The sequence below is a fragment of the Desulfovibrio piger ATCC 29098 genome (assembly GCF_000156375.1).
Lineage (GTDB): Bacteria > Desulfobacterota > Desulfovibrionia > Desulfovibrionales > Desulfovibrionaceae > Desulfovibrio > Desulfovibrio piger.
Genome location: NZ_DS996356.1, coordinates 98,436 through 104,139, shown reverse-complemented (window position 1 = coordinate 104,139; position 5,704 = coordinate 98,436). Strand labels below are relative to the sequence as shown.

5 protein-coding genes and 1 pseudogene are annotated in these 5,704 nt (G+C 61.7%); 5 read left to right on the top strand and 1 reads right to left on the bottom strand.

All coding sequences use genetic code 11. The features are described 5' to 3' along the window. A pseudogene (locus DESPIG_RS06050) lies at nucleotides 1-260 on the top strand (pyridoxal 5'-phosphate synthase glutaminase subunit PdxT); the annotation flags it as partial. Between the two features lie 68 nt (nucleotides 261-328). On the opposite strand, the gene DESPIG_RS06045 reads toward DESPIG_RS06050, so the two are convergent. Beyond that, nucleotides 329-1,000, bottom strand: a complete 672-nt coding sequence (locus tag DESPIG_RS06045; protein WP_006006266.1) for a GntR family transcriptional regulator — start codon at nucleotides 998-1,000, stop codon at nucleotides 329-331. Nucleotides 1,001-1,315: 315 nt separating this feature from the next. On the opposite strand from DESPIG_RS06045, the gene DESPIG_RS06040 reads away from it, so the two are divergent. The 4 genes from DESPIG_RS06040 (at nucleotide 1,316) to DESPIG_RS12835 (ending at nucleotide 5,538) form a co-directional block, all read left to right on the top strand. After that, entirely contained in the window at nucleotides 1,316-1,693 is a 378-nt protein-coding gene (locus DESPIG_RS06040) for a RidA family protein (protein WP_006006263.1), read from the top strand. 57 nt (nucleotides 1,694-1,750) lie between these two features. Next, nucleotides 1,751-2,749 carry a D-cysteate sulfo-lyase gene (cuyA, locus tag DESPIG_RS06035; protein WP_040369503.1) on the top strand — a complete coding sequence of 333 codons (999 nt, stop codon included), beginning with the start codon at nucleotides 1,751-1,753 and terminating at the stop codon, nucleotides 2,747-2,749. 83 nt (nucleotides 2,750-2,832) lie between these two features. Continuing rightward, nucleotides 2,833-4,233 (top strand): Na+/H+ antiporter NhaC family protein, encoded by a 1,401-nt coding sequence (locus tag DESPIG_RS06030; RefSeq protein WP_006006261.1) that lies wholly within the window; start codon nucleotides 2,833-2,835, stop codon nucleotides 4,231-4,233. Between the two features lie 63 nt (nucleotides 4,234-4,296). Beyond that, nucleotides 4,297-5,538 carry a hypothetical protein gene (locus DESPIG_RS12835; RefSeq protein ID WP_006006260.1) on the top strand — a complete coding sequence of 414 codons (1,242 nt, stop codon included), beginning with the start codon at nucleotides 4,297-4,299 and terminating at the stop codon, nucleotides 5,536-5,538. Nucleotides 5,539-5,704: the final 166 nt, after the last annotated feature.

Below are 5,704 nucleotides of genomic sequence, written 5' to 3'. Positions count from 1 at the left end.
CTTTCGGCCGTCAGGTGGACAGCTTCGAGACCGATCTGCACATCGACGGCCTGGCCGGCGAGCCCCTGCGGGCCGTGTTCATCCGCGCGCCGCTCATCAGCCGTGTGGGCGAAGGCGTGCAGGTGCTGGCCCGGCTGGATGCCGACCGCGGTGAACGCATCGTGGCCGTGCGTCAGGGCAATGTGCTGGCCACCTCCTTCCACCCCGAACTGACCCCGGATCTGCGCCTGCACCAGTACTTCCTGGATATGCTGGCCTGATCCGCGCCATCTGCTGAAAAAACAAAGAGCCCCGCGCCGAACTTTTTGTCCGCGCGGGGCTCTTTTCTTTATTCCTGGGTCCAGTCCGATTTTTCCATCAGCTCGGCCATATAGGCCCCCAATTCCTCATAGTGCTCACGGATCTTGTTCCAGACGGCCATCCTGTCCCTGCTCCGCATGGCCTCCACCAGCATCACATGCCGCTCGTAGAGCTCATTGAACGAATAGAAGGCCGTCCACTGCCGGTACATCAGATATTTGGAGATGGTCGAGCAGGAATGGCGTGCCAGATCCACCAGATAGGGATTGTGGCAATGCATGAGCAACCTGTCGTGGAAGATGTCGTCCAGCTCGGTCAGGCCCAGTTGCCTCCCGGCGGACTGATTGCTTTTGTGCATGTCCTTGAGGACGCGCTCCAGCTCATCCACTTCCGCATCGCTCCAGTCGGGCAGACTGTCGGCCACGCCTGTGGCTTCCAGTATCCCACCGACACTGTAGCTGTTCCTGATCTCTTCCGGCGACATCAGGCGGACCCGCTTGCCCTTTTGGGGTTCCGAAGTCACCAGACCTTCCTGCACCAGGCTTTCCAGGGCCTCCCGGACGGGGGCCCGGCTGATGCCCAGATGTTCGGCAAGCGCCACTTCCTTGATAGCCTGCCCCGGCAGCAGCTCTCCCTGCTGGATCTGCCGTTTGATGTAGTCCGCGACCACTGTGGAGTACGTCTGTTTTTTGAATACCATACCGATCGTTTGTCGTTTATGCCGTCTGGCGGCGTTCTGTTCTGCTCACGGAGGCCAAGCGGCACCCCTCCCCCTTTTCCCGGCTTCCCTTCCTATAGCAGAGCCCGGGAGGGACGGGGCTCCTGTCCCCCAAAAAATTTTTTTCACGAAGCCCCCTTTTGCCGTTGACTTCAAAAGTTGTCAAATGTAGTATGTCGACATTCGGCAAGAAAATATCACAAAAAAGACGCCGGCAGCGCAGCCTGTTTATTTTTTTGTGTATTTTTAAAATGTCGACATTCGACATACGAATGTTAAATTTAGCACGAGGAAGCCATGAAACACATCATCCACACCAGCAAGGCGCCCGCGGCCATCGGTCCCTACTCCCAGGGCAACCGTGCCGGAGACACCGTCTACCTTTCCGGCCAGCTGGGCATCGACCCCGCGACCGGCAAACTGGCTGAAGGCGGTGTAGGCGCCCAGGCCCGCCAGTCCCTGAAGAATATCCAGGCACTGCTGGCTGAAGTGGGCGCCACGGAAAAGAACGTCGTCAAAACCACCGTGTTCCTGACCAGCATGGCCGACTTCAAGGAAGTCAACGAAGCCTACGCGGCTGTTTTCGACACGGACTGCCCCGCCCGTTCCTGCGTGGCCGTCAAGGAACTGCCCCTCAACGGGCTTGTGGAAATCGAAGCCATCGTCGTCCTGTAGCCCTGCTGCGGACAAAAATATCATTGCGGGATGCACGTACCATCCCAGGAGGTCCTCATGAATCTTGCCCAGTTCCCCCGTCGCGGCTATGTCACCACCCCCACCCCCATCGAGCACTGCCCCAACTTCTCCAAGGCTCTGGGTGCGGACATCGACGTCTACATCAAGCGTGACGACATGCTCCCCGGTACCGCCGGCGGCAACAAGACCCGCAAGCTGGACTTCTGCATCGCCGATGCCCTGCAGAAAGGCTGCGATACCGTCATCACCTGCGGCGCCGTGCAGTCCAACCACTGCCGCCTGACCCTTTCCTGGGCTGTCCATGAAGGTATGGACTGCCATCTGGTGCTGGAAGAACGCGTGAAAGGCAGCTACAATCCTGAAGCCTCCGGCAACAACTTCCTGTTCCAGCTGCTGGGCGTCAAGAGCATCACCGTGGTGCCCGGCGGCAGCAACATGATGGAAGCCATGGAAAAAGTGGCTGCCAAGCTGACGGCCGAAGGCAGAAAGCCCTACATCGTCCCCGGCGGTGCTTCCACGCCTCTGGGTGCTCTGGGCTATGTGGGCTGCATGGAAGAGATCATGCACCAGATGTTCGAGATGGGCCTCAACTTTGACCACATGGTCGTGCCCAGCGGCAGCGCCGGTACCCACGCCGGGATCATCGCCGGCATGATCGGCAACAACATCAACATCCCTGTCACCGGTATCGGCGTCAACCGTCCCAAGCCCGTGCAGGAAAATGCCGTGCACACCCTGGCCAACCAGACCCTGGATCTGCTGGGTGTGGAAGCCCGCGTGCCCGCCGAAAAGGTCGTGGCTTTTGACGACTATGTGGGCCCCGGCTACTCCCTGCCCACGGACGCCATGGTCGAAGCCGTCAAGATGCTGGCCGAGACCGAAGGCATCCTGCTTGACCCCGTGTACTCCGGCAAGGCCATGTCCGGCCTGATCGATCTGGCTCGCAAGGGCTACTTCGCCAAGGGTTCCAAGGTGCTGTTCCTGCACACCGGCGGTTCCCCGGCTCTGTACGCTTACCTGCCCTGCTTCCGCTAACATACAAGGGGACGTGGCCTGCGGGTCGCGTCCCCTTGCCGTAACCCACCTCCAAACCATCAGCCCGCAGACGTGGAGGGCATATGTCTGAAGAAAAAAGACTCGATATGTATGGCGGTATCCTGGGCGGTGCCGTTCCCCTGGCTGTACTCATCATCGGCCTTGTCTGGCTTTGTCTTGCGGAACGCGGCGGTACCCAGCCGTTCTGGGCCTGCGCCTGGCTGGCTCTCGTCATCGGCCTGTTCTTTGCCCGCAAAAAGGAAGATTACTGTCTTGCCGCCATGCGCGGCATCGGCGATGAAAACGGCATCGTCATCATCACGGCCTGGCTGTTCGCCGGTGTGTTCGGTCAGCTTATGGCCGCCGGCGGCCTGGTGGACGGCCTGCTCTGGATGGGCATGAGCACCGGCGCCCAGGGCAGCATCTTTGTGGGCCTCGTCTTCTTCGCTTCCATGCTGTTCGCCCTGGGGACCGGTACGTCCACCGGCACCTGCATCGCCCTGACGCCCGTGCTTTACCCTGCCGGCTATTTCCTGGGCGCCGACCCGGCCATGCTCGGTCTGGCCATCCTTTCCGGTGCGGCCTTTGGCGACAACCTTTCCCCCATCGCGGATACGACCATCGTTTCCGCCTATACCCAGGGCGCGACCATGAAAGAGGTCGTCCGCAGCCGCTTCCCGCTTTCCATGTCCGCCGCCGTCATGGCCATGGTCATCTTCCTGATCTTCGGCAATGCGGATCAGGCTGCGGCCCTGCCTGATATCCAGAAAGATTTCGATCCCGCCGGCGTGCTGATGCTCATCGCCCTGGTGGTGGTCGTCGGCTCCGCCATGATGGGCCGCCACATCATCGAATCCCTGGTCTACGGCAATGTTTGCGCGGCCGTCATCGCTATCCTTACCGGCCATATCAAGCCGACGGAGATCTTCGGCATCCCTGCCCAGGCCGGCCAGTCCACCGGTTACATCGAAAACGGCATCCTCAGCGTGGTGGGCCCCATCATCTTCGCCATCCTGATCCTTGCCGTGACCCAGATCATGGTGGAATGCGGCATCATGAAGCGTATCCTCGACTTTGCCCACAAATCCCTGGTCAGCACGGTGCGCCAGGCCGAGCTCTTCATCGTGGGCGTCACGGTGCTGGCTTCCATCCCGATCTCGGCCAATGCTCCTGCCGAACTGCTGGTGGGTCCCTCCATCGTCCGTCCCATGGGCGAACGCTTCAACCTGAGTGCCGCCCGCCGGGCCAACCTCATGGACTGCGCCGTGAGCACCGTCTTTTACATCCTGCCCTGGCATATCGCGGTGGCGACCTGGTACGGTGCCCTGTATAGTGCTGCCCAGAGCTACAATATCCCGGCCCCGGCCCTGAGCACGGCCCTGTACAACCCCTATTCCTGGACCCTGCTCGTGGTGCTGCTGTTCTCCGCCATCACGGGCTGGAACCGCAAGCTGGACATCCCGGCTGCGACGAACAACGCCTAGCAACCTCCTTAGGTGGTTGTCCGCTCGCCCCTCCGGGTGGACAACCACCATTCCCACACTGCCATGAAACTTTCCCCTCTCCCCTGCGATCACAAAGCGGTTCTGGCCTTTGCCGGGCATATCGGTGTCGGGCACGTCAACAGCCACCAGGGCTTCGTCCAGGATGATGCCGCCGGCTTCGCCACCCTGCTGGCCCTGCTCCTGCGGACCTGCCCGCTTGATCCGACCGTGACGGATATCCGTACGGACCAGGACAGGCTGACGGTCTCTCTGGCCTGCGGGGGGCAGGGGCAGGCTTCCCTGTCCGGCGGGTTCTCGCCCTTTGAAGCGGATCTACTGCAACGGGGCAGGGGCCTTTGCGAACTTTCTTCGCAGACCCTGGCCACCAAAGTCCTGGGCCGGATCCGCGGTCAGGGCATGGACAAAATGGGGGCCGTCCTCATCCTTGCCCATGCCCGTGCCCTGCTGGATGCTGTCCGCCGGTACTGGCCCGCAGGGGTGCTCCACGCCACGGACGACATCCCCGGCAGCTGCGGCGAATTCTTGGGCGGCATGCTTTCCCTGGAGGGGACAGCCTGCGCCTGGATGCTGACGATCAATGCCTCGCCCGACGGCAGCGGACCGGTGGAAGACAGTGAAGGCATCATGCCCGTGGGCGGCAAGGGACGGCTCATGCGGGAACTGGGCATGTGCCGCATCCCCTGCATCGTCCTGGAATCCAAGGCATACAGCCCCGGCGACAGCGACAGTCTCGCGACCAGCCATCCCTGGATCCGCTGGAACCAGGACAGCGACAATCCCGTCGTGGGCCAGTGTCTGACGGAGGCCGCCCGGCAATGCCATGTCCAGGCCATCGTCAATGACAGGGCATATCCCCGCCGTCCCGGTGATCTTGACCGTGCCTCCCAGGCCCTGGGAGAAAAGATTTCCAAACTGGGGCAGGAGTACGCCAGGGCCCGCACTTCCGCCCAAAAAGTCGCTCTGGCGGCCGCACTTGCCGACATTTTGGAGCAGGAGATCGGCGGTACCTCTTTCATGAGCCAGGCAGTGCATAGCGTAGCCGCCGGTGGCGGCCTCTGGCCGGGACAGGCGGCCATGCTCTCATTGCTGGCCAGCCGCCACGAATACGAATCGCTGAAGGTGCTGATCACCAGCCGGCAGGAGCTCGAACTGCTGGCCGACATCGCCCTGGCGGCGGCCATCCTGCTCCGTGACCGGCTGCCTGAAGCCTCGTCCTTTATCCAGGCGCGCTCCCCCCAGCCGGAACCGGAGCGCCTGCTGCATGAACTTTCCCTGCCCTCATAGCCCGCTGTGACCGGTCGTTGCCTGGATGACCGGCATATCTCCCCCTTCGACATATGCACCCATAAAAGGCCACGGGCAGGCGGCTCTTCTGTTCTCCAGCGGTGGGCAGAAGAGCCTTTTTCCCCTTCCGCTGCATGTCCTGCTGTATGGACAAAGGAGTTTTTTC